The sequence below is a fragment of the Shewanella frigidimarina genome, from assembly GCF_003797125.1.
GTDB lineage: Bacteria > Pseudomonadota > Gammaproteobacteria > Enterobacterales > Shewanellaceae > Shewanella > Shewanella frigidimarina.
Map to the genome: position 1 here is coordinate 925,331 of NZ_RKKE01000002.1, position 25,017 is coordinate 950,347.

Sequence of the window (25,017 nt, forward strand, 5' to 3'; positions counted from 1 at the left end):
CAGAGATAATGAGCGGTATCAAGCGATAACAAGCCAAGCGCCTAGGTGCTAGATCCTTCTATCCGTAAGCGCAGCGTTCGCTTGTCACCGCTTGTTATCATTTTTTAAGCTATCCCTAGTAGGTTTAGCGCAACAATAACAATGGGATGTGGCTTTTACTGATCATCCGTGTCGTGTTACTACCAACAAAAAACTCACGAATACGTGAATGACCATAAGCACCCATTACCATTAAATCAATTTGGTGTGCTAGCTGGTAAGCCTCTAGAGCAGTTTGCACTTCGCCCTGACAAACCGCAGTTGTTACCTCAAAACCAGCTTCAGTAAGAGAGTCTGCAACCGAGGTCAATTCGGTTAGCGCTTGAGACTGATTGTCAGACACCATCACTAAATGACATCCGAGCCCTTTAAGTAGTGGGCTGCTAATCACTCGTTCAAGCACTGTTTTCGAGGTGGCGCTGCCATCATAAGCGATCATAAAACGGCTTGGCATTGCAAACTCAGGCATCACCACTAAAATCGGCTGCTTAAGCGTGCGAATAACACTTTCTAAATGACTGCCAATCGCTTGCGCTTGATCTTGATGCTGCTCACCTTGACGACCAATAACCACCAGTCTGGCATCGGCTTCTTGCTCAAGCAGCGTTTCCACTAAATCCCCATGGCGCTGCAGTGTTTGCACCGTCACAGAAGGTTGCGCCGCTACAATGCTCGTTTGAGCATCTTGTAGCATATATTTACCTTGTTCGAGCGCGAGTTTACTCATGCGCCCTTCAAGTTCAACCATCTCAGCAAGTAAATGCTCTCGGCTACCAAGGCCAATATTTCCCGACAGATTTAACTCTGTAGGATAGGCAGACTTATCCAATACATGTAATAACGTCACAGGGGCGTTCAACTGCATAGCCGCCCACCCACTAGCATCAGATACCGCGCGTGTTGCTTTTGAACCGTCGATACAGGCAATCACATTTGTCATCATTATTATCCTTTTATGGTGTTACTAAGGGCTTAGTGACCTGACATCATTTTTTCAACGTCTTCGGGTTTATCATGCACACCAAATTTATCCACAATGGTAGCGCTGGCTTCGTTAAGACCAATTAACTCAACTTCAGTACCCTCGCGGCGGAATTTAATCACCACTTTATCGAGCGCCGATACCGCAGTAATATCCCAAAAATGCGCCAAAGATAAATCAATAGTGACTTTTTCAACCACTTCTCTGAAATCAAATGAGTTGCTGAACTTATCTGCTGAGGCAAAAAAGACTTGGCCAACAATTTGATAATGACGGCCGGCTTCTGCGGTGGTGTCGGTGCTTTTAACCACCATAAAACGACCCACTTTATTAGCAAAGAATAACGAGGCAAGTAACACACCTACAAATACCCCAATCGCTAAATTATGGGTAGCAACAACCACAACAACTGTGGCGACCATCACAAGATTGGTCGATAAAGGATGATGTTTAAGATTACGAATAGAATCCCAAGAGAAGGTTCCAATAGACACCATGATCATCACGGCAACAAGTGCAGCCATAGGGATCATTTTTAACCAATCACCTAAAAACACGATCAAGATAAGCAAAAACAAACCGGCAGAGAAGGTCGACAAACGCCCACGCCCGCCTGATTTAACGTTGATAATAGATTGACCAATCATGGCACAACCTGCCATGCCGCCCATTAAACCAGCACCGATATTAGCAATACCTTGGCCTTTACATTCGCGGTTTTTATCACTTGGCGTATCGGTTAAATCATCAACAATGGTCGCTGTCATCATTGATTCCAATAAACCAACAACAGCAAGACCCGCTGAATAAGGGAAGATGATCATTAACGTTTCAAGGGTTAATGGCACTTCTGGCCAAAGGAAGATTGGTAACGTATCAGGAAGTTGTCCCATGTCGCCTACGGTACGGATGTCTAATCCCATGTAAACCGCAAAAATGGTTAAGCCGACAATACAAATTAAAGGTGACGGCAACGATTTACCAATAACAGGGATTAATGGGAATAAATAAATAATACCCAGTCCTGCTGCGGTCATGGCATATACATGCCATGTCACATTAGTAAGCTCTGGCAACTGTGCCATAAAAATTAAAATGGCGAGTGCGTTCACAAAGCCAGTCACCACTGAACGCGAGACAAAACGCATCAAACTGCCAAGCTTTAAGTAACCTGCTGCAATTTGAAATATGCCGGTCAATAACGTTGCTGCTAATAAATACTCAAGACCATGCTCTTTAACTAAGGTCACCATCAATAGCGCCATAGCACCAGTGGCCGCAGAGATCATTCCAGGACGTCCACCCGTAAACGCGATGACCACAGCGATACAGAATGAAGCGTACAAACCCACTTTTGGATCAACCCCAGCAATAATAGAAAAGGCAATAGCCTCAGGAATTAACGCTAGCGCGACGACTATACCTGCTAACAGATCTCCACGGATGTTGGAAAACCATTCTTTTTTCATGTTTTGTATCATGTATTTTACTCTGTTTTAATGTTAGCCAATATGCCAATAACATATGTTAACGCCTGATATATCAGCGTGCGTCAGCGGTGAAATTAACTCATTAATGCGACAAAATGATATTGGATAGTGATATACAACAAAAACTACCAACATGGCAGCAATTACGGACGGATCTTAACGATCCAAATAGGGAGGGAAAACTAATGCGGCTTAATATTCATTATGGAAAAACGACCTCGGCAATATGTGTAAATTAGGCTTAAAATTTATTAAACGCGCAGTGCATAAAAATGCAGCGGCAAGTATAAAGGGTTGCATAAGTAAAATCAAAGCGTTTAAACAGTAACACCGCGGACACGTTTGCTGGTTTAGAGCCTTGTCAGAGCAGTTAAAGTGGATATAAAACTCAGCTATCACCTTTTAATGCTCACAGTCTAATCCCTATACCCCCCCCCAGTAAACTTGCCATTTTGCACAATTATCGGTAGTTTTACTGTATTGAAAGACGTAAAAATAATAACAAAGGATTACGGATGGGAAACATACTTTGGGTGGCCTCTTACCCAAAATCGGGTAACACTTGGGTACGCGCATTTTTAGAAAACTATATTCAAAATCAAGATCAACCGATTGATATTAATACCATGCACACCATTTCGACGGCAGAGTCGGCCGCGCATCGTTACCAGCATTATTTACCAAAAGACAAAACGGCCACCACCGAACTGACTTTAGAAGAAGTCAGTGTACTAAGACCACAGGTTCAGGCTGATATTGCGCATCAAGCTAATGGCACCACATTTGTAAAAACCCACAACTACCTAGGCGAATACAACGGTCATCCACTGCATAACTCCTCTGTCACATCAGGAGCAATTTATGTGGTTCGTAACCCATTAGATGTGGCAATCTCAATGGCCAATTACTTTGGTTACAGCATCGATGAAGCCATAGCTTATATGGGTGAAGAAATGACAGGCACGCCAAATGAAGCACCGCATGTGCCGCAAATTATTACCTCTTGGTCTATGCATGTGTCTAGCTGGACTGCCGATGACGCATCAAAGCTGATTTTACGCTATGAGGATATGCTAGATGATCCTAAAAAGGTCTTCCGTAAAGTAGAATCCTTTTTAGGTTTGAAAAAAGATCCTGTCCGCCTGAAAAATGCCATTAAGCACTCTTCTTTTGCTCAATTGAAAGCCCAAGAAACTAAACTCGGCTTTGTTGAAAAACATGAAAATGCTAATGCCTTCTTTAGGAATGGTGGCAAGCATCAGTGGAAAACCAAACTGACACCAGAGCAAGTACAAAAAATTGTTGCTACCCATTACGAGCAAATGAAGCGCTTTAAGTATTTACCTGCTGGAATGTAATGCCAAATAAAAAGCATTAAAGCCTGGCTTAGATTGTTCATAAAAAAACGTCCTATTGCAGTAGCAATAGGACGTTTTTATTGGATATCACTTTCAGTTTTTCAGCATACTAAGTGCGTTTACGGTAAGCCATAACAAGCAACACAATGCCAGTAAATAGAAACGGTAAACTTAACCACTGGCCGGCACTGAGCATTGACTCATGATATGCAGCTTGACTAACTTTCACACTTTCAATCGCGATACGCGCGCTGAAGACCAGCACCAAAAACAGGCCAAATATAGCCCCGTGTTTTTGCTTCATATTGGTGTATTTATAAATGGCGTATAGGCCGATAAATATTAATAAATAGGCAAACGATTCATACAACTGCGCAGGATGGCGCGGCAACATATCGATGCGCTTAAAGATAATGCCCCATGGCTCAGTTGTTGGTTCGCCCAAAATTTCTGAATTAGCAAAGTTCGCCATACGCACAAAAAAGCCAAATATAGCCGTCGCGATAGCTAAACGATCAAGTAAAAATAAAAACGGTAACTTCACTTTTCGTTGGTAAAAATACAGACCTAATATCGCTCCTAACCCGCCGCCATGGCTGGCAAGCCCACCTTCCCAGATCGCAAATATCTTCAGCGGATGAGCAAAGTAGTATCCAGGGTCATAAAAAATACAATGAGCTAAACGCGCCCCAACAATAATGCCAATAACGCAATACACTAATAGATTATCAAGAGACTCAACATCTAAGCCTTCCTTTTTATAAAAGTGCTTCATCACCTGAAAACCAGTGGCTATAGCCAACGCAAAAAGCGCGCCGTACCAATGTACGGTTAATCCCATAAACGAGACTAATATAGGATCAAAATCCCAAACGATGTGTTCCAAGTTACCTACTCCAAATTGATATGGTGTTTTGTCGCGTTATGCTAAAACAACTTTACGACAGATGATACATAGATACTTAAGCGAAGAGAAAGTTTCATTAACTAATCAACATTGAAGCGCTAAATAAGGTAACATTTAGCGTTATTTACTGCTGATAAACTGCATTGTTAGAGTTAACCAAATGATGGCCGATAAAACCGAATACCATATTGATATTACCGAGCACAGAACTGACGCCATTGAGCTATTGGCGCAAGTCAGTAGCCTGAGTAAGCAAGTATTGAAAGATGCTATGCAAAAAGGCGCTATTTGGCACAGCCATGGTAAACAAACTAATCGTATTCGCCGTGCAAAAAAACCTTTGCAACCGGGTGACAAGCTGCATCTTTATTACAATCAATACATTCTAGATGAACAAGTCACACCCGCTGAGTTATTGTTTGATGAAGCTGAATACAGCATTTGGTACAAGCCCTATGGTATGCGTTGCCAGGGCTCAAAATGGAGCGATCACACCACCATTAATCGCTATGCTGAATTAAATATGCAGCCGCAGCGCAATGCCTTTATTATTCATCGCCTAGACCGTGCCGCCACCGGTTTATTAGTACTGGGACACAGCAAAAAAGCCACTGCCGCTATTGCTAAGCTGTTTGAAACTCGCGAATTGGAAAAGTACTATCAAGTGATTGTTGAAGGTGAGTTTCCGAGCAAACCCGTTACCATTAATACTCCAGTCGATAATAAACCGGCGTTATCACACGCCACCTTACTGACCTACAACTCAGAGTTGAATCAATCCAAAGTACAGGTAAAAATAGACACGGGTCGTAAGCATCAAATTCGTATTCATATGGCAAGCTTAGGCCACCCCGTTGTAGGCGACCGTTTGCATGGCAATGGCGACGAGCACTCGCCCGACCTTGCACTGACATCGTGTTTTTTCCGTTTTGTTTGCCCATTAAGCAACACGCTAAAAACCTTTGAACTGCCAGAGCATTACCGACCAGCATTTATTACCCATTAAGCAATGAAGTAAATAAGCAATTATTGTGCTTACACATAACAAACAATATTGTTCATCAACATCAATGGAACCACACACTATGCGTCATATCATCGCGTTACTTTGTCTTACTCTTAGCCCTATGGGCATCGCCGCTAGTTTACAACTGCCAGACAGAGCCGAAACGGTATTAGTTAATGGTAAAGCCTCACAACAGCAATCGAGTGTAAAACTGGACTTAAGCATGCCCGATAATATGCAACAAATCGCTTTTCGCTATCAAGCCCGTTATCGAGATAATGGCAGCCAAAATAATTTTATTTCTGATGTTGTTATTTTGCGTTTTCAGGCCAGCGAGCAAAACTATCAACTCACTTTGCCGACCATTAACTCTGCCTCACGCGCCAATCAATTTAATGATCAACCCACTATAACGTTAACCGACAATACGGGTAAAAGCATTGTATTTACTCAAGATAAACTGATGAAATCAGGCTTACAAATTGGCCGTGATTTTGCTCAAGAAATCGCGCAATATAATGGATCTGGTGCCATAGCTGCAATTGCATCAGCTAAACGTATCAACAAAAAAACAGCTACTGCAGCGCCCGTAGTACCAATAGCACCAGTAGTACCAGTAGTAATAGTACCAGTCGCAAAAACGACTGAGGTTACCGCAAGTAACAATACCGCCGACACTCAGGTTAATAAAACTGAAGATATCACCCAAGCAGAAGTCAGTAGAATGCTCGATTATTGGTATCAAAAAGCCAATCCTAATACCCAAGCAGAGTTTAAAGCCAAAATAAATTGATCATGATGGGTATTATCGAACGAAAGTAAAACCTAGAGTTTAAACTTGAATAGCTCGACACTCATTCTTTTGAGACTAATGATTTTGAGACTAATGATTTCGAGGCTCACTCTTTTGAGACGAACTCGTTCAAGAGCAAATGTTTTACGATTAAATGTTTGAGATGAATTGTTTGAGATGAATTATTTGAGATGAATTGTTTGCGGCAAAATGTATACGGCGAACTCTTTGTAGCAGATTGTTTGCTGTGAAATGCTTATTGCAAAATGTTGGCTGCGAAATGCTTGCTGCATATTGCTTGCTGCCAATGGTCATTAAGCTAACAATCTCATCGACTATTTTACGGCAAATATACGTTAGCGTTGGGCACAAATATCAGCAAACGTAGCTTTCAATAACCGTTGTAAATCAGCAGGACTTAGCGAGATATCTACGCCTCTTTTGCCGGCGCTAATGTAGATACGTTGATGCTGCTGTGCAGAAATATCGATAACTGTCGGCAAAGGCTTTTTTTGCCCTAATGGGCTCACACCACCCAGTACATAACCGCTAGAACGCTCAACGACTAACGCCTCTGCCATGTGGGCTTTTTTTGCGCCTGCGGCTTTGGCGATTAACTTCATACTCAGCATCGACGACACAGGCACAACCCCAACCACCAGCGCTTGGTTATCTAAGCTCACCACCAAGGTTTTAAACACTTGTTCCGTTGGCACGCCCAATTTTTGCGCTGCTTCTAAACCATAAGATTCACTATTAGTATCATGATGGTACTCATGCACTTCAAAATCTATTTTATGCTTTTTGGCTATCTCAATTGCTGGGGTCATGATAATGCGCTCATTTATGGATTCACCGCCAATACTTTGCTTGGCTGATAAAAATGCAGATATCGCAGACAAACATAACTGACAACCACGGTAGCGACAAGCAATTCAAATTCAGCTAATGCATTAATTTGCTGTACATATTCCGCTGCCATGCCAACACTTTGCATCCAAACAGACATTTTAAATAATGCCGTTGCCCCAATCACCATCGGAAACGTAAATGCGGCATAGCCGGGGCTAAAGGGTAAACGCATCAGTTTGAAAAAACACAAATAGATAATTGAGGTCATTAACACCCCAATACCAAATAATAGCCCAACAATTACCGGCGATGGTTGTTCAATTACCGTTAAATAGCCCGCCAAAGATAAACTTGCTGGCGCCGCTAAAATCGCTAAAGTAGGTTTGGCTGCATCTGGGATTTGTTCTGTAAATATAAGACGATAAATCATCATCGGTAACATTATGGCATAACTCAACATGCCAAAGATTAGCGCAGCATGAGCAACCCACGCTAGATGAATATTGCCTGAAAACGACACATCGGCCACCACAATACCAATGGGCGGAATAAACCAACTAGGCACCATATGATGCAGTGAAAATTGTTTACTGCGATGATAAATAAACCCGACCAAAAAGCTGATGTGCAGCAATACTGCAAATGACCATAATAAATCACCTGCGAGTGCAGAGGCATAACTCAGCGAATTCGACACCACCATTAACGCCATTGCAAAAGTAGGTACCACGCTGCCGACCACTGGATGAGCAAGATCCTGGCGTAATAAATCTGAATGTAATAAAAATTTAGCACTTAAAATCAGTAATAATACACTTGCGATGGCAGCCCCAACCCACTGACTATAATGATGTAAATCAACGAGGGTTTCCCAACTCCAACCTAAACTTGCAATTCCCAACGCTAATCCAGCCATAGGGGTTGGAACTGCCGTTAGTGTTTGTTTTACCGCTCGAATCATTACAACCTCAAAACAACCCATCAGAGAATAAGCTTATATTACGCTTGCACTTTGTTTATATATATCCAATTATATGAAACATACGTTCATAAAAATTGAACGAAATATTTATCATACCAATAACGATGAAAATAAAAATGAAACCGTTCACATTAACTTTATAACCATCAAACTCACTCTATATAAAACTAAGCGGCGCTATGCACATTTCATTAAAGCAGCTCAACGTGTTTACCAGTGTTACCCAACATAAAACCTTAACCGCTGCAGCTGAGGCACTGTATTTGTCTAAAGCCGCGGTGAGCATGGCACTGGCAGAACTCGAAAAACAATTGGGTCACCCGCTATTTGATCGGGTCAATAATCGCTTGGTGCTTAATCAAGAAGGACACAAGTTATTACCACTGGCCGATGAGCTGCTTAGTAGAGCAAATAATATCAGTCAATTGTTTGATGCAGACCACGCTTTTACGGGTCAATTGAAAATAGGTGCCAGTGACACCTTAGGTAATCATGTTGTACCTGGGTTATTGAGCCAATTTAGACAGCAACATCAACATTTCTCACAAAGCGTGGTGATTTCAAATTCACGCTTAATCTGCCAAAAGCTGCTGGATTACGAGTTAGACATTGGCTTGATTGAGGGTAAAAGTCATCACCCAGAGCTCATCGCCACTCAGTTTAGCCATGATGAAATGTGTATTATCGCTGCGCCTCATTTACCCATAAGTCAGCAAGCACAATGGACGTTTAACGATTTAGAACAAAGTGAATGGATATTACGTGAAGCAGGTTCTGGCTCGAGAGAGTTTTTTTTACGTACTATTGCACCGCAAATAGAGTCATGGCATGAAGTGTTTGAACTGAATACCACTGAAGCATTAATTAACAGTGTCGCCGCCGGACTTGGTTTAGGGTGTTTATCTGCTTTGGCGGCACAATATGCGATTAACGATGGCCGTGTGGCTCAGCTTGATTCTCCAATTAAGGGGAATCATATTAATATGCAACGACCGTTTTGGTTGGTGGTTCACAAAGATAAGTATCACAGCCCGCTGTTGAAAAGCTTTATTGAGTTTTGTCATCAATGGGATAATACATAAAACGATTCTTTTATGGGTTCTAGTTCTGCTATTTATGGCCTGCGGCCACTAACGTCGTGGCGCTTCACCCACACCAGACCTAGAGGAAACCAACGGCTGTTCCCTCTTGGAACTCCCAGCCGCCCCGCAACATTTTCGCTATTTACAAAACAAGAGCTGCGAAAAGTCGCCATGGGGATTGATCCAGCTTTTAACTTCATCTGTAACCGTCTTCGGCCTTATTCAAAAATGCTATCGCTTCCGATGGTACATCCTGTACCGCGAAAGCTAGCCTGACGTCCTGTCAGGCTCACGCTATTTTCTTCAACGGCCTCAAGTTCAGAGTTAAATTTAGACTTTTGCAAGCGTTACTAACTCGTTTGTGGACAGAAATCGTTTAGTGGTATTGCTCTAAACGACTTGTGCTAAATTAGAAAAAGTATCTTGGAACATCAAACCTATGTTATATGTATTCAAATAGCTTCGCTCTCAAATCAGTAGACTCTACACTAGAACCCATAAACGAGATTATTTGCTCGATATAATCTTTGTTAGTACCTACTAAATACTGATGGCACTGCTTGTATGTAGCCATTGCCAAGTAAGTTGTAAAGAGTGGTTCAAGATCCATTGTCTGATTAATAGTTGGTGAAAAGGTTATTAACTGATTATTTGACAAAGGCATAATAAACTTAGACTTAAAAGCAAACATTTCACTCGTTTCTTCAAAGATTAACGGGTTATCTCCCGTTAAAAAGTTATTCCACCCCCCATGCTCTGGCGAAACATGATGAACTTTCCATGACTCATAATCGCTATCGTGAACTCTGAGATCAAACGTCAGGAGTGGTAGCATAAAACTACGAAAGTAATGTCTGAAACCTGAATCTGTTTGAATTGCTGACTTTATTTCTTCAACTTCGCCAAGATTAACCCCATTGAATGTAATTCGATTTTCAAATTTAGTTAGGTCCAAATTCTTGATATAGCTTTCAGCTATAGGATCTAAAACAGGCATTCTCCAGAATTGAAATGCAATGAAGACCTTAAGTAAATATATTCCCTCTTCTGAGATCAACTCATCAGCCGATATTCCTCTGCGGACTAAGTTAAAAAATTGTCCGAGTGGAGCTTCTATTGTGCCATATGCTTTTTCCAAAGCATCAGTACGCACACCGTTTAGGTTGATCGTATTTCTATGCTTTTCAAATAATACTGTGCGAGGTGTTTGTTTATCTTTTTTGAACGAATTTAGTTTTTTATCAAATACTTGGATGCGTCCTGATTCTGTAGCAAAGCCTCGCAAATACAACTGTGGGACATAATGATGATTGATTGAACTCACAACTTACCTCATTCATATAAAGCTTTGTTATAGATCATCGCTACATCGGTATTTTTCAACTCGATGTTGCTCTGTAGTGGCAGAGTAGAGGATTAGCGTATTTTCCCACATCGTTAGATGTTATATGTATGAGGAAAAGTAAGTCAAATTAGCGAGTTCAAAAACAGGCTTAAACTCTAGCTGATACACTTTGGTACAAAAACGAGTTGGTTTTTGACTTAAAAATGTACAAATTTAACTCTGAACTTGAGGACGTTGAAGAAAATAGCGTGAAGCTCACATGGATGTGAGCTTAGCTTTCGCGGTACAGGATGTACCATCGGAAGCGTTAGCATTTTTGAATAAGACCGAAGAAGGATTCAAACGAGGCCAAAAGCTAGATTAATTTCCGTCGCGACCTTTTCGCTGTTCAGAAAATGTTGCCGGAACGCTGAGGGTTTGCAAAGGGGTACAAGCGCTTTACCCATTTGCTCTGGTGTGGGCGAAGCGCCACGACGTTAGTGGCCACAGGCCATACCTTAAATTCACTTTTAGCCAAAAACGTTTTAAAACAGACTCAAATCACATAGCCTGTAACTGATAACCCTGTATGTTTTTTAAATAAAATGCGCTCAAATCTTACCGAGTAACGGCTATGGCCTAATACAAATTCAACCATTGTTTGCCTAATCAATATAACCACCTATGCACCGGATAAAGCATAAAAAAAACAGGCCGTTTAGGCCTGTTTCGATTAATCACCCACCAAATATCACTTAGTAAGCAACGCTAATACGTTGATTAACATGCTTAGCATTTTCGGCTTCATCAAGCATTGCATTGGCATAATCCATTACTGATACTCGGCTTTGGCCTAGTGCATCGGTAAAAAATTCGTTGCCGCCTAAACGGTACGGGCCTTCTGACTCACCGGGGAAAATAATCGCTGCTGGGCTCACGTAAGTCCACTCGATAGCAGAATCTGTATCACGGAACACGGCTAGTGCTTCACCTTGGGCGATGGCTTCGGCTTTATAATCTTCAGGAAACTCTGGTGTTGACACTAACGTCACGCCTGGTGCGACTTCTAAACTACCTGCACCGCCAACCCATAACAAACGCGGTGTGCCAGCTTTAGGCAAGTGTTGCAATAATTGCTTAGCGGTTTGAGCCACTACGTTATGGTTTTGTGCGGCGCGACCACCGATTGACGCTATAACAACATCAACGTCGGCAAATGCGCTAGCGATGGCATCGCTTGTCATCGTGGTTAAATCAAGCGTACGTACGGCCACATCTTGAGTGACTTTACTGGCGTCGCGCACTACGGCAACCACTTCATGGCCTCGGCTTATCGCTTGTTGCATGATAGTGCTACCAATCCAACCTGTTGCGCCTAATACTGCTAATTTCATTTTGTGTCTCGCTCTATTAATTATCAATGGAGCTAGTTTAGTGGGTAATCTTTTAGAGATAAATATCGATTATTGCGCTTAATTGTATCATTTAAAGATACAAATTAAGGTGTAAAATCATTACGTAATAGTGTCCTTAAAAGCAATCTAAACGGCAGGCTAGTGCGTATCTAATGGCTCATTCATCATGAGATTTTGGCGCCATGCCCGACACAATCAAACAAGCTATTAATATTGTCTGGTTTAAACGCGACTTGCGCTTGTCTGATCATCAACCGCTCGTCGATGCGTTTAACCACAATTTACCCTGCTTGCTCATTTACACCTTTGAGCCATTTATGCTGGCTGACTCGCATTATAATGAACGCCATTGGCGCTTTGTGTGGCAGTCGCTGCAAGATATGAATCAACAACTGCTCCGATTTCACGGACAGGTGTATATGTTCAGTATGCCGATGATTGACTTACTAGATGAGATATCCCAAACATTTGAAATTAAAAATATTTATAGTCATCAAGAGATAGGTTTACACAACAGCTTTGAACGCGATAAAACGGTTGCTCGCTGGTGTAATCAACAGCAAGTTAATTGGCAGCAGTCGCCTACTGGAGCTGTAGTTCGTGGCCGAAAAAATCGTCAGTCATGGGATCTGCACTGGCAACAAGTAATGAACAGCCCTATTGCCATCCCCAACTGGCAACAATGTCAGTTGCAAAAACTCGATAATCATCAAGACCCGACTCTTGATCATGCCATCATGGCACACAATGATCAGTTTCAAATAGGTGGCCCCAAAGCAGCCAGAACAATACTGAGCAGTTTTTTAACCCTTCGGGGTAAAGACTATCAACGCAGTATTTCTAGCCCGAGCTTAAGTCGGACCCATTGTTCACGCTTATCGCCTTATTTAGCGTGGGGAAACATCAGTCTAAAGCAGGTATATCAAGCAACATTAACACGTTATAACGAGGTGCAAACCAGCAATAAAGCGTGGAAAAAACCGTTATTGGCGATGATGTCTCGTTTACATTGGCATTGCCATTTTATGCAAAAATTTGAAAGCCAATGCAGCATGGAATTTACCCCGGTTAACCCTGGGTATGTTGATTATCCCTACCGTACCGACGACAAAGTGCAGCAAGATATTCAACGCTGGGCTGACGGCCAAACGGGGATCCCTATTATCGATGCCTGTATGCGTTGTTTAAAAAAAACCGGCTATATCAACTTTAGAATGCGCGCCATGCTAGTCAGCTTTGTGACTCACCATCTCAATATTGCCTGGCAGCATGCCAGCTTACCGCTAGCCAATTATTTTCTCGATTTCGAACCCGGGATCCATTATCCGCAACTGCAAATGCAAGCCTCGGTCACAGGTATTAACACCATAAGGTTATATAACCCCGTAAAGCAGTCACAGGACCAAGACCCACGCGGTGAGTTTATTCGATTGTGGTGCCCAGAGCTCACCAATTTACCCAATGAGTATATTCATCAACCTTGGCAACAACCGCCTATGGAAGCGATTTTTAACGACATTATCTTAGGTCGTGACTATCCAGAGCCAATGATTGATTTAACTCAAGCATCACAAACTGCCCGCGATCGTTTATGGTCGTATCGCGAACAACCTCAAGTTAAACAGCACATTGTTGCGGTATTAGCCCGTCATGTACGCCCAAAGCCCAAACAGAAGAAGGCTCGCCATGACACATAAAAAACCACATTTAGCCCATAAAATCTGTTTGGTATGCCAACGCCCTTTTGCATGGCGTAAAAAATGGGCCAAAGATTGGGACAACGTTAAATATTGTTCTGAACGCTGTCGCCGACATAAATCTGAATAAAGGTAATCACCATGACGACGCTTTACACCCATGCTTCACCAACATTATTGCCGGAAACCAGCACATTGAGACTCATCTTGGGCGATCAACTCAATGCGTCACACTCCTGGTTTAAACAAGTCGATCCTAATGTGGTGTATTTGATTGCCGAGTTGGGACAAGAAGCAAGCTACGTCACTCATCATGTGCAAAAGGTCTGCGCCTTTTTTGCCTCTATGGCGCAATTTGCACAGGCCTTAGCCAAGAGTGGTCATCAAGTGATGTACCTAACATTAGATGACACACAGCACTATGCAGATCTCCCTGCATTACTTGAACACATAACCACAACCCAGCAACTGACGATATTTGAATATCAACAGCCTGATGAATATCGCTTAGCGCAACAATTGAGTGAACTCGCACTGCCAAAGGTGAGTAAAAACAGCTACGACACAGAACATTTCTTACTGCCATTTGCCGATATTCAGCTCGAATTTACACCGAATAAACACGTGAAAATGGAGTTTTTTTATCGACGCATGCGCAAACGCTTTAATCTATTAATGCAAGAGGGTGAACCATTAGGTGGCCAATGGAATTTTGACCAGCAAAACCGTGCGAGCTTTAAAAAGAATGACCTTGCTGATGTTCCTGCGCCCTTGGTATTTGCTAACGATGTCAGTGATATTTTAGCCCGCCTTAAGCGCCATAACATCAACACCATAGGTAAGGCAGAAAGCCAATTATTATGGCCAGTAAATCGACGCCAATCGCGTGAGTTACTCGACTTTTTTTGCCAGCATTTATTGATCCGCTTTGGTCATTTCCAAGATGCGATGACCGAAAATAGCCGTGCGGATTGGAGCTTATATCATTCAAGGCTATCGTTTGCGCTTAACGCTAAAATTATTTCCCCCAGTGAAGTGATTAATAAAGTCATCGCGCATTGGCAAGCGCATCAACATGATATTTCACTGGCTCAAGTTGAAGGTTTTGTTAGGCAAATACTTGGCTGGCGTGAATATGTCCGCGGTATTTATTGGTGCAATATGCCCAACTACGCCACTAAAAATACCTTACAAGCACAGCGGCCGCTGCCAGGGTATTTTTGGACCGCCAACACCAAGATGAATTGCATGCACCACGCCATAAAACAGTCGCTCGATTATGCCTATGCCCACCATATTCAAAGATTGATGGTGACTGGCTGCTTTAGTTTACTCGCGGGTATCAATCCAGATGAAGTCGACCACTGGTATTTAGGCATTTACATTGATGCCATCGAATGGGTCGAAATGCCCAATACGCGCGGAATGACCCAATTTGCCGATGGCGGAATTGTGGCTACAAAACCTTATGCCGCCAGCGGTAACTATTTGAACAAGATGAGCGACTATTGCAAAACTTGCCATTACAATGTCAAACTCAAGACAGAACATAACGCCTGCCCATTCAACAGTTTATATTGGCATTTTATTCAACGCCATCAAGACCAATTTAAACGCAACCCTCGCATGGCAATGGTATATAAAAACTGGCAAAAAATGGATGTGCACATGCAACAGGCCATTATTGACAAAGCCGATAATTTATTGGAAAAGATAGAAAGCTTATAACCTTTAACTGTCGCGATAGGATAATCTTATGGACAAAATATCTGCTATGCGCAGCTTTGTAGAAGTCGCCAGTTGTGGCAGCTTTACCCAAGCCGCTGAGCAACTCGGTTTAAGCCGTTTACAAGTATCACGGCACATTAAAGAAGTTGAACAGTGGTTAGCGTTACGATTATTACACCGCACCACTCGCCGAGTAAGCCTAACCTTACAGGGCGAAGAAGCGCTTAATTACTGCCAGCGTATTTTAAGTGAAGTCACCGCCATGGAAAGCCGTGCAATTAGTCATAATAACGAACTAGTGGGCACTATCCGTATCGCTTCGCCCATTGGCCTTGGGCAACAAAAACTGTATGACGTGGTTGAGGCTTTTTGCCAACAAAATCCGCAAGTGAATATTCAATTGTTACTGTCGGATAATGTCTCGCAATTGGTGAACGACAGAGTCGATATCGCCCTGCGTTACACCCACCAGCCTGATGAAAGCTTAATCGCCAGACGCTTAATGCATATCGACAGTGTCATTTGCGCCTCCCCCGACTACCTAGCCAAACATTCGACCATATTGTCAGCCAGTGACTTATTACAACACAACTGTTTACGCCACTCGAGCCAACCACGTTGGGAGATAATCGATGAGTCTCGAACCTGTTTACTTGATGTGAGCGGTAATTTACAAGCCAATGACATGGGCGTATTGATCAATGCGGCATTACGTGGCAACGGCATTTTGTGCTTGCCGACTGATTTAGCTAACCACTATCTTGAACAAGGTGAATTGCTTGAAGTGCTGCCCAACATCACTGCGCCGGGTAAAACGTTGTGGGCGGTTTATTTGTCGCGTAGTTATCAGCAAACCGTCGTCAGAGCCTTTATCGACTTTACCGCTAATGCTTGGCAGCAAGACATTAAAAAATGGCAAGCAAGCTAGAATGACTGATTGAATGATTGAATGACTAATCGCTACTAAGTAATTTCTATTTTGCACACTCAATTTAGCATTCTCAATTTAGTACTCTCGACTCAGTACTTTCTATTCAAGAAGCAATATTCTATGAGCCTTGATGGAACCGTCTTAATGAATAAGCCCTAATGAATAGGCCCTAACGAATAAGCCCTAATGAATAATATCCAGCAATAGTTGTTGTAATTGTTGTGGTTGATCAAGGCTGGCATCGTGGCCGCAATCATCTATTTTATGTAATTGTGTTTGATAAAATACCGCTAACTGTTCGCTACATTTGGGATGAGCTAACTTATCTTGATTGGCGACAATCACGCTAACCGGTATGTCATTCAATATAGGACTGTGAAAACGGGCCGAGGCGTACAATTGGCGTAATCCATTAATAAATGATGTATGGCATTGCAACCTTAGTAAGCTCCAAGCATTAATCACTTCAATACTTTGACCCAAATGCCTGCTGGTAAAATCTAATACCGTTGCCTCTAGCCAATGGCTTTTGTCATTATCCACTTGATTCGACAAGCTGGCACGTAAAGCCCTCGCGAGCACAGCCACCGATGACCTCATTAACCCCAAACATTGGAATCGTTTATACCAAGGTGACAAGTTAGCCGCACTGCTGTTAATTAACACCACATGCTGAACTCGCGAGCGACACTGCGCCGCCATCGTTAGCGCCAGCATACCTCCCATAGACAACCCAACCAATACCACCTTAACTTTGCTTGGTAGCATGCCCTGTTTTAGTAATGCGTCATCGATTTGTTGCCACACCGCATCACAATAATCTTGCATTTCACCTGGGCTAGACTGATTAACTAACAGGCCATTACCCGGTAAATCGACGCTAATAACATTGACCGAGTGTTGAGCTAAACGCTGATCAAAACCATACCAATGGCGGCTGTCGCGCATTAATCCTCTAAGCAAAACTAAGGTGGTCATTGCTTATCCTCACATATCCTCATTTAGCTTTTTTAGACCAAAAGCGATTGGCTTGTTGAGTTAATTGTGTCAGCTGTTTAGGTTTGATTTGTTCAATAATTTGCGCATAAGCCGCATCGATAATGAACTGCATTAATACCACGTGACGTCGTAAAATGCGTTGATGTCGGTGTGTTTTCTGGGGATTAAAATAACCGGGAAAATTAAATAGCTGACGCGGATTTTTACGCACCCAAGCCCACGAGCCCATTTCTAACGTTAATGGAATAAACGGTTTTCCACTGAAATTAGTCGCGACTAAGTAATCCCAAATATCACCATGAGTGCGATAAAAATGACTTTGCGGCGCTAACCGATAATGGCTGTGGTGAGGGTAACCCTTTTCGAATAACTGCATTAAATGATAAATATAACCTATGTCAGCAAACGGTTGCCTGGTATGTGCATGAGGAAACCACACATGGTCTAGCAAACCAAAACCAGAATGAGCATCTAAGGCAATAACACTGCTACTCTGTTGCTGTAATTGTTGCACATAGTTTACCAATGCTTGGGTTTCTAGCTCCATGCCGTTTTGACCACGATACCAAGGCAAGCGTGGCGAAAGTCGCTGACCGCCAACAAGAAAGGTCACATCTTCATCTGAATCAATGGGTGCATTACGCATTAAATCAACATTGTTGCCATTGCCTCGGCTGCCTCGCAAAAAGCCAACCGGATTCACTACAGGTACAAAGGCTAAACGCACATGTTTGAGTAATTGCTGTAAATGAGTATCCCAAGGTAGCCGATTGAGTAGGCTGTCTAAAAAAGCCAACACAACTTGTGCACCAATGCGCTCAACACCATGTACCCCACCAACAAATAATACTGTTGGGCACGGTTGCTGTTGTTGCCCAATTTCAATGGCGGTTACCGATAATTTTTCGCCTCGATAATACAAATCAGCTAACGACTTATGCCTAAATTGGTGCTGATGTTGTGCAATTAAACGCTTTAACGTGTCTATCTCGAAAGAATGCTCAAATGAAAACTTAGCCATTAGCCACTTTTTACTGTCACCAAATGATCTTAATAAGTTAACCAATAATTAAGACAAGTTAATGACAATCGAGTGAAAAACCAAGTTCACACATTGCTTAACAATGTTTACATAAAGTAAACAAATCAATATAGATCATATATTTAGAAATCTATTATCCGCTTTGGCGACTCAACTCACATTCGCCACAATGCAGAGGTTTTATCATCATCTCAAGAAAGTAAAACAGCGCAGGCACTGGATAATGAGCACAATTGAATCAATCACCTTAATGTTAGCTTTGGTGTATAGCACCAGCTTACTGTATTGGAGTGGCAAAAAATGGGGGGCGCTCGTTAGCGCAGCATTATTACTTGGTGCGACCCTAGCAAGTTTTTTCTGGCCATTACTACTGATATTATTGGTAGCAGTATTAGTCGTCACCGCATTAGGACAATATCAACCTGGGTTTGCCAATGCAGAAGGCCGGCCCAATGCAGTACGTGAGATTTGCCAACATTTCTTTGCCCTTTCGATGTTATTGGTTGGAGTGCAATATGCCATCAATGCTGGATTATTGTATGCCGGAGAAACACCCTGGTTAATGAGGCCTGATGTCGGTGATGCATTTTTACCTATTGCGGGCGGCATAGAACTCAAAGCTATTTTAACCCTCAGATTGTGGGATCAAAACCATCCTGCTGCGGTAGTGATGCTGTGTGTAGTATTGCTCACCGGTGTAGTATGTAAGCGAGCATTTTGTGGTTGGGCTTGTCCGTTAGGATTAGCAGGTGAGTACCTTTATAAACTGAGAAAACGTGTTATTCATGCCGAGTTATTACCGCCGGCGTGGGTAGACTGGCCACTCAGAATGGTTAAATATTTATTATTAGCGGCACTGCTTTATTTGGTTATTTCGATGCCATCAGCAAGCATTCCAAACTACTTAGCGGGTAATTACCACAAAGTGGCTGACTTAAAAATGGCAGTGTTTTTTATGATGCCATCAATGGTGGCCTTAATCGGTTTTGGAATGATCTTTGCCTTAGCCGCATGGCGTCGCCAAGGTTTTTGCCGTTACATTTGCCCTTATGGCGCTCTGTTGGGTATTGTAAGTTTTTTAAGCCCGTTTAAAATTCGTCGTGATACTCAACATTGTTTAATTGAAACCAAAGGCATGAATTGTGATAAGTGCACTCGTGCCTGCCCTGCCAATATATCGGTGCATACTCAAAAAAATATCCGCTCAGACGAATGCCAAGCTTGCATGCGTTGTGTGTCTGCTTGCCCTAAAAAACAAGCGCTGCAATTTAGTACTCGTAATGGTATCCCGCTTTCGGCCAGAGGATTACTGATTGTGTTACTGACTATTATGTTTATGTTACCGCTGTTTGCTTACGTGAGTGGCTACTGGCACAGTCAAACACCTAGCGATATAAAAATGGAACTGATTCAGAAACTGGACCGTATTGGTCATTAATTTACGTTTTCAAATGGGCAACAAAAAGGGCTGCACAATGCAGCCCTTCAATTAACTAACAATTACCACAACCATTAACTTACTTAGTAGTAATCACTTTGCGTTTATTGTGCGCAATAATCAGCGCAATAAGACATATTACACCTACAACAATACCCACTGGCTGACTCAGAGCTTGCGGCAATCCAAAACCTATACCTGCGGTCATGATGTACGACACTGTCACACAAGTACCAATAATCGCTGGAATGCTGACAATCCAATGGAAGGTACCGCGATCAAACAGGTACTTAGTCGCAAGCCACAATACGCTAGTTGATAACAACATATTTGAGAATGCGAAATAACGCCAGATTAGAGTGAAATCAATCTTAGTCATAAAATAAGCAATAATCAGAATAGGAATGGCAACCAGTAAACGGTTTCTGACGCTTTGCGGAATTTTAAACGCATCAATAATGGTTAATCGCAATGCTCTAAACGCAGTGTCACCTGAGGTAATTGGGAAAACCGCAACCGCGATAATTGCCATAATACCACCCGCGACACCTAAGTAAGTGGTCGCCACTTGGTTAACAACCATACCAGGGCCACCAATATCGAGAACACTCTTAAGTTCGATATAACCACCAGGGAAAGCTGCGATACCTGCAGTAGCCCACACACATGCCACAACACCTTCCGCAACCATTGCACCATAGTACACAGGACGAACGTATTTTTCGTTAGTTAAACAACGCGCCATAATCGGTGCTTGAGTTGAATGGAATCCGCTGATTGCGCCACAAGTAATAGTGACAAACAACAATGGCCATACTGGTAATCCACTAGGATTAGGCTCCAATAAATCATTGTTATAGTGACTGTGATCGAAGTAAGCAAAGATACCGTCAACAGTAGGTAGCTGCGGTGCATGGATTAGCAATGCAACAGCAATTGATGTTGTCATTACAATCATTAGTAAACCAAATAATGGATACAGTTTTGTAATAATTTTATCTATCGGTAACAAAGTCGCGAGGAAGTAGTAACCTAAAATAAGTAATACCCAAAAGGTATTGTTACTCAAAAAGGTGTCTTTAAAATAATCTAAGTTACTTAGCAGCCCTGCTGGGCTCATGATAAATACAACACCAACGAAGAAGAGCAACATCGCGGTAAATATCAACATGGCACCTTTAAAGTACACATTGAAATAATGGCCGGCAATTTCAGGTAAGCTTTTACCGTCTTCTTTTATACTCATTACACCAGAGAAGTAATCGTGAACGGCGCCACCAAGTACGTTACCAATCACAATCCAAACCAGTGCTATAGGGCCATATAATGCACCTAAAATTGGCCCGAATATCGGTCCGACACCGGCGATATTAAGAAATTGAATTAAGAAAGCTTTAACTGGATGAACAGGAACATAGTCAACGCCATCAGTAAATCGTTCTTGAGGGGTTTTAGCAGTAGGGTCGATACCAGCTTGTCGCTCAACGAACGGACTGTAAAATTTGAATCCGAGCACGAGCAGCCCGATACAAATGAGGAAAATCAGCATATTATTATCATCCAATTATTTATAGGAATATATTCAATGTCGAGTTTGTTTCAGTTAGCTTTATAGGTCAAGCAACGGGGTGTTATACCAAAGTAGGGATTGCTACTAATCACTTTTCATGCATATATACTCGCTTTTACGATAAACTATAAGCCTGTTAATGGCTTACCCTTACTCCTTTATAATTAGCCATTTTATTAGCCATATTCATTCATCAAAAAAATTCAAGCATAATCACTTGTTCACATCGCTACTTCGGGTAGTGCTTCGTATTCCCACAAAAAAGTAGGGGCTAGCTAACCATTTAAACACCCAATATAATTAAGCCGCTGTAAATGCACTACCTAAAAAACATCCTTATAGGTGGCAAGCGGAGTAATACGTCTTACATTATTGCTAAATCAAGTGTTCCCCAATGCCTATTCATTCTGATGTGGGCAACCCAAACATTCTCCGTCGTAGCTGTTATTTATTCATTCGCTTATTAAAATGATAAAACCTCACCGACAAATATCAGTGAGGTTTTCGTTTTATGAACTAAAACAAAGTAAACCGATAGTCTATTTTTGTAGGGTGAGCTCGATGCTAGATTCAACTGATGCTTGGATTTCTGCCTCAGTAAATAGCAATGGACGTAATTGTTTTGTCGAAGAATACAATTCACTTTGATCGGAAAAACTTGGACTCAACACATTGCTAGACTCTGAATAGGTCAAAATGCCCTTTGCCTTAGGACCATCATCAGTAAAGCTCACTGTCATCATCCAACTTGAACCATAACGCACTTGGTAACCTTCAGCCGTTAATCCTGATGCTGTAGCATTACCAGAAACAACATCCATAACAGGGCTATATTTATGCTGAGGAATTAAGGTGTCATCGCCCGATAAACTGGTCGAGAATACGTTAAAGCCACCTTCCGCATTATGGCTACCAGGCCAAGGTAACTTAACCCCAGATGCAGTACCATCAGGAAGTGACTTTTCAACAAATTGCACATCTCCTAACGCAACATCAACCGCAAAACCTGCCGCTTCAAGATTCAAAGCTGCATGAGCTAAGGCCACTAATGCACTACCATCTGTGTTGAGCTTATTGGGCGTGGTTGCTGCACTCATATAATCAAAAGCTTCTGTTAACATGGTGCTTTGATTGAACTGATGGGCAAACTCACGAAGTAACGCCCCGCCTTTACTGTCGTTATCTTGTTTACCGTTCCACGCCTTTAGCGCGGCACATGATGCCGAGACATCTTTAGACAATGTTGCGCTGACCATCACCGGCGTAGCCCCTTGTTGCTCACACTGGCTAATTAAGTCGGGTAACACCAATTCAGCAAGATAAGCCCGATTGGATAATAAAGCCGCCTCTAATTCCTCAATATTAAATTTACCGTCATCACCCGCGGCATCTTCCATTAAGGTTAAGCCCATACGAGTACGTAACGATAATTGACCTCGTTCTGGACCGTATAAAGGAGAGTAGTTTTCGAGCGGTGCCGCTAAGTTAGTAGACCAAAAGGAGTTATTTGAGTTTTGCACAAAGTCTGTACGTTCAAGCTTAGGCGCACGTTCATAAGGCATTGGCGAATCATAACTAAATACCGAGGTATTACCGGGTAGAATAGTAAACCCTGCTTGGGCTCTCGCCGCTTGTATCGCTGGAGTCGTCTTAATAATATCGACCACTAAGTCAGAAAACCCCGGTACGGTTGAATCGTCAATATAAAACGCATTGCCTTCTTTATCCGCATACATGGTGTTATTAAAAATCACCCCATCATAGTTTTTAAACGCTTGTTGAAACTCATCTTTATTGGATGCAAGGTTCATGGCTAACCAATGATCGAGCGGGTCTTTATTGGCCATGTTGGCATCTTGAATAAAGAAAGCCTGGCCATCGTCCCATCCAAATGGCGCTAATGTTGGTGGTGCTTCAACCATTGGACCTTTGGCTGTGGTGTAAATATCCTTCTGTGCTACCAACATGCCAGCGGGGCCTGCATTAACTAATACCGAAACCGTTTCTTTGTTGATTGGCATCGGTGAATTATCGTACATATATTGCAATCTATCACCAGCAACTAACTCAAGGTTATACATTACAAAATGTTCTGCGGTTGAAAAGGTATGGGTCCAGGCTACATCTTTATTAAAACCAATGTTAACCAAGCCAGGCATACCGGCTAATGAGCCACCCATCACATCCATTTGCCCTGGTATAGTCAAATGCGACTGCCAAAAACGTAAATTACCAGTATGCGGAAAATGCGGGTTGCCCAACACCATGCCTTTACCATTTTCGGTTTTATCCTTTCCTAAACCCCAACCATTAGAGCCCAAATTTCGCGGATTAGTTTCCGGTGTGGTAATGGTTGTAGACCGTGCGATTAATTTGTTGTTCATATCCTGCACAAACGCAGTTTGCGCAGTGGACGGGGCAGGTCCAATAATTCGCGGTAAATATTCTTGAGCATCACCAGGGTTGGCGTAAAAAATTAAATCTAAAAAGTTTGCCGCCCCAGGTAATAGCGCGATGGAAAATAGATAGCTTGCTACATCGACACCGCTAATAGGTTTAACCCACGGTTGACCAGCACAAAATGGCTCACCGGTTTGAGTGCCGGCTTCTACATCAGCTAGATACTGATTATAACCCGCACTAAAACCTTCCATTAATGCACGCGAATTATAACTAAATTGTGGGTATTGGTTTTCTGCAAGCTGCCTGATTTTCAATGCTTTGTAGGCAAAGTCAGAAATTAAGTTACCGTTATCTTCACTGGTTGGAAGTCCGGTTGTAAAGTCAATCGATGCATGGGGGCCAAAGTACATCGACCGTTCAGAATTGGCTTTAATAAAGCCATCCGCTATTACACATAAATTATCTTGTGCTTGGGCATAACCATTACCGAAACCAAGACTCTCTAAATTGTCGGCAGTAATGTGTGGTACACCATATTGAGTTCGGCGAATTTGAACTTTTAAGCTGCCATTAGGAGCAAAAGCTTGTAAAGGAGGAGTAACGACTTCGGGTTGTGGATCTGGTTGAGGGGTTTTGCCGTATTGAGTGTCATCACCGCAACCCACCATCGCAACGCTAGAAGCCATACCGATAGCGAGTAGAATTTTATTCAGTTTCATTATTATTATCCTTGTTGTATCCCAATGCTAATCAGCAAAATGGATGAGGTTCTTAGTCCTTTATGCCTCAATTTAAGCTAACAGCACCGCCAAAGTAATCCCAATCACCTTGAAACGAATGCGCTGTTGTTAAATACAACAAAGACATGCATTGCTATTTAAGCAATCATTCTCTCGTGTGTCTACATCTTGATAGAAATTGCCTCAATAAACTTGAGTACACTATTAACTCTATGTAGTTAAACAATAAACTCTAAGTA

Annotated in this window: 20 protein-coding genes; 9 read left to right on the plus strand and 11 right to left on the minus strand. The window is 42.3% G+C overall.

The genetic code is table 11. The features are described 5' to 3' along the window. Nucleotides 1-124: 124 nt before the first annotated feature. Nucleotides 125-982: a universal stress protein gene (locus tag EGC86_RS08965; protein ID WP_245423121.1), complete on the minus strand. Its 858-nt coding sequence runs from the start codon at nt 980-982 to the stop codon at nt 125-127. 29 nt (nt 983-1,011) lie between these two features. Next, nucleotides 1,012-2,502, minus strand: a complete 1,491-nt coding sequence (locus tag EGC86_RS08970; protein WP_011636268.1) for a SulP family inorganic anion transporter — start codon at nt 2,500-2,502, stop codon at nt 1,012-1,014. Nucleotides 2,503-3,026: 524 nt separating this feature from the next. Between EGC86_RS08970 and EGC86_RS08975 the strand changes: the two genes are divergently transcribed. After that, entirely contained in the window at nt 3,027-3,869 is an 843-nt protein-coding gene (locus tag EGC86_RS08975) for a sulfotransferase domain-containing protein (RefSeq protein WP_123777289.1), read from the plus strand. 109 nt (nt 3,870-3,978) lie between these two features. Here EGC86_RS08975 and lgt read toward each other — a convergent pair whose 3' ends face one another. After that, nucleotides 3,979-4,755 (minus strand): prolipoprotein diacylglyceryl transferase, encoded by a 777-nt coding sequence (lgt, locus tag EGC86_RS08980; protein ID WP_011636266.1) that lies wholly within the window; start codon nt 4,753-4,755, stop codon nt 3,979-3,981. 181 nt (nt 4,756-4,936) lie between these two features. Between lgt and EGC86_RS08985 the strand changes: the two genes are divergently transcribed. Further along, on the plus strand, nt 4,937-5,782 hold the full coding sequence (locus tag EGC86_RS08985) for a pseudouridine synthase family protein (RefSeq protein WP_123777290.1): 846 nt from the start codon (nt 4,937-4,939) through the stop codon (nt 5,780-5,782). Nucleotides 5,783-5,861: 79 nt separating this feature from the next. Beyond that, nucleotides 5,862-6,575 carry a DUF2057 domain-containing protein gene (locus EGC86_RS08990; protein ID WP_165872368.1) on the plus strand — a complete coding sequence of 238 codons (714 nt, stop codon included), beginning with the start codon at nt 5,862-5,864 and terminating at the stop codon, nt 6,573-6,575. Between the two features lie 356 nt (nt 6,576-6,931). Here EGC86_RS08990 and ybaK read toward each other — a convergent pair whose 3' ends face one another. Together ybaK and EGC86_RS09000 are read right to left on the minus strand one after the other, a co-directional pair. Further along, nucleotides 6,932-7,405 carry a Cys-tRNA(Pro) deacylase gene (ybaK, locus tag EGC86_RS08995; RefSeq protein WP_123777292.1) on the minus strand — a complete coding sequence of 158 codons (474 nt, stop codon included), beginning with the start codon at nt 7,403-7,405 and terminating at the stop codon, nt 6,932-6,934. A gap of 14 nt (nt 7,406-7,419) precedes the next feature. Beyond that, nucleotides 7,420-8,388, minus strand: a complete 969-nt coding sequence (locus tag EGC86_RS09000; protein WP_123777293.1) for a TDT family transporter — start codon at nt 8,386-8,388, stop codon at nt 7,420-7,422. Nucleotides 8,389-8,588: 200 nt separating this feature from the next. Here EGC86_RS09000 and EGC86_RS09005 point away from each other — a divergent pair, with 200 nt between their 5' ends. Further along, nucleotides 8,589-9,491 (plus strand): LysR substrate-binding domain-containing protein, encoded by a 903-nt coding sequence (locus EGC86_RS09005; RefSeq protein ID WP_123777294.1) that lies wholly within the window; start codon nt 8,589-8,591, stop codon nt 9,489-9,491. Between the two features lie 442 nt (nt 9,492-9,933). On the opposite strand, the gene EGC86_RS09010 is transcribed toward EGC86_RS09005, so the two are convergent. Beyond that, the gene (locus EGC86_RS09010; RefSeq protein WP_123777295.1) at nt 9,934-10,815 is read right to left on the minus strand and encodes a DUF4238 domain-containing protein; all 882 of its coding nucleotides are present in this window, start codon (nt 10,813-10,815) and stop codon (nt 9,934-9,936) included. A 755-nt stretch (nt 10,816-11,570) separates the two neighbouring features. Beyond that, on the minus strand, nt 11,571-12,209 hold the full coding sequence (locus EGC86_RS09015; protein ID WP_123777296.1) for an NAD(P)-dependent oxidoreductase: 639 nt from the start codon (nt 12,207-12,209) through the stop codon (nt 11,571-11,573). A gap of 203 nt (nt 12,210-12,412) precedes the next feature. Here EGC86_RS09015 and EGC86_RS09020 point away from each other — a divergent pair, with 203 nt between their 5' ends. From EGC86_RS09020 to EGC86_RS09035, 4 genes are read left to right on the plus strand one after another with little or no spacing between them, the layout of a single operon-like run. After that, a complete protein-coding gene (locus EGC86_RS09020; RefSeq protein ID WP_207893038.1) occupies nt 12,413-13,927 on the plus strand; it encodes a cryptochrome/deoxyribodipyrimidine photo-lyase family protein in 1,515 nt (504 codons plus the stop codon). Then, nucleotides 13,917-14,057 carry a DUF2256 domain-containing protein gene (locus tag EGC86_RS09025; RefSeq protein WP_011636257.1) on the plus strand — a complete coding sequence of 47 codons (141 nt, stop codon included), beginning with the start codon at nt 13,917-13,919 and terminating at the stop codon, nt 14,055-14,057. The genes EGC86_RS09020 and EGC86_RS09025 overlap by 11 nt, the downstream gene beginning before the upstream one ends. Nucleotides 14,058-14,068: 11 nt before the next feature. Further along, a complete protein-coding gene (locus tag EGC86_RS09030) occupies nt 14,069-15,655 on the plus strand; it encodes a cryptochrome/photolyase family protein (protein WP_123777297.1) in 1,587 nt (528 codons plus the stop codon). A 28-nt stretch (nt 15,656-15,683) separates the two neighbouring features. Then, the gene (locus EGC86_RS09035; protein ID WP_123777298.1) at nt 15,684-16,583 is read left to right on the plus strand and encodes a LysR family transcriptional regulator; all 900 of its coding nucleotides are present in this window, start codon (nt 15,684-15,686) and stop codon (nt 16,581-16,583) included. A gap of 186 nt (nt 16,584-16,769) precedes the next feature. Here the strand turns inward: EGC86_RS09035 and EGC86_RS09040 are convergent, their stop codons facing one another. Together EGC86_RS09040 and EGC86_RS09045 are read right to left on the minus strand one after the other, a co-directional pair. Next, complete coding sequence (locus EGC86_RS09040) at nt 16,770-17,564, minus strand: alpha/beta fold hydrolase (protein WP_123777299.1); 795 nt, start codon at nt 17,562-17,564, stop codon at nt 16,770-16,772. A gap of 19 nt (nt 17,565-17,583) precedes the next feature. Next, nucleotides 17,584-18,606 (minus strand): DUF2817 domain-containing protein, encoded by a 1,023-nt coding sequence (locus EGC86_RS09045; protein WP_123777300.1) that lies wholly within the window; start codon nt 18,604-18,606, stop codon nt 17,584-17,586. 244 nt (nt 18,607-18,850) lie between these two features. Here EGC86_RS09045 and EGC86_RS09050 point away from each other — a divergent pair, with 244 nt between their 5' ends. Beyond that, nucleotides 18,851-20,065 carry a 4Fe-4S binding protein gene (locus EGC86_RS09050; protein WP_123777301.1) on the plus strand — a complete coding sequence of 405 codons (1,215 nt, stop codon included), beginning with the start codon at nt 18,851-18,853 and terminating at the stop codon, nt 20,063-20,065. Between the two features lie 79 nt (nt 20,066-20,144). Here the strand turns inward: EGC86_RS09050 and EGC86_RS09055 are convergent, their stop codons facing one another. Then, the gene (locus tag EGC86_RS09055; RefSeq protein ID WP_123777302.1) at nt 20,145-21,614 is read right to left on the minus strand and encodes a carbon starvation CstA family protein; all 1,470 of its coding nucleotides are present in this window, start codon (nt 21,612-21,614) and stop codon (nt 20,145-20,147) included. 560 nt (nt 21,615-22,174) lie between these two features. After that, entirely contained in the window at nt 22,175-24,757 is a 2,583-nt protein-coding gene (locus EGC86_RS09060; protein WP_123777303.1) for an acylase, read from the minus strand. Nucleotides 24,758-25,017: the final 260 nt, after the last annotated feature.